The organism is Paraburkholderia sp. SIMBA_030 (genome assembly GCF_046535245.1).
Classification (GTDB): domain Bacteria; phylum Pseudomonadota; class Gammaproteobacteria; order Burkholderiales; family Burkholderiaceae; genus Paraburkholderia.
The window spans coordinates 1-323 of record NZ_JAWRXB010000213.1 but is presented as its reverse complement, the minus strand read 5'-3'; the positions used below and the strand labels follow the sequence as shown (position 1 = coordinate 323).

Below are 323 nucleotides of genomic sequence, written 5' to 3'. Positions count from 1 at the left end.
CCCTGCCACGGCGAGGACACGCGAAGCCAGATGCTGGAATTCTGGTCGTTGTTGCCCAGCCGGTCCCACGCAAACTGCACCTTGACCCGCGCGTAGCCGTCAACCCACATGGGCTGATCGGTGGGGCCAACCACGATCGCCGTCTCGCCGGCGCACCGCGGTTTCCTGGCCTTTTGCCGGTTCTTGAAAAACGTGTTGGCGGGCTGCAGCACGAAGTCCGTTTCACACAGGTATTGCGCACCGGCACCGGCCGGGCGGCTGGCCTCGTCGACATTGCGGATATCGACCGTGGTGGACACCACCAGGTATTCGGCGTTCGCCTG

The 323-nt window shown here is 64.4% G+C and carries 1 pseudogene; it reads right to left on the bottom strand.

The features are described from left to right. Window positions 1–323, bottom strand: a pseudogene (locus SB772_RS39720) (type VI secretion system tip protein VgrG); the annotation flags it as partial.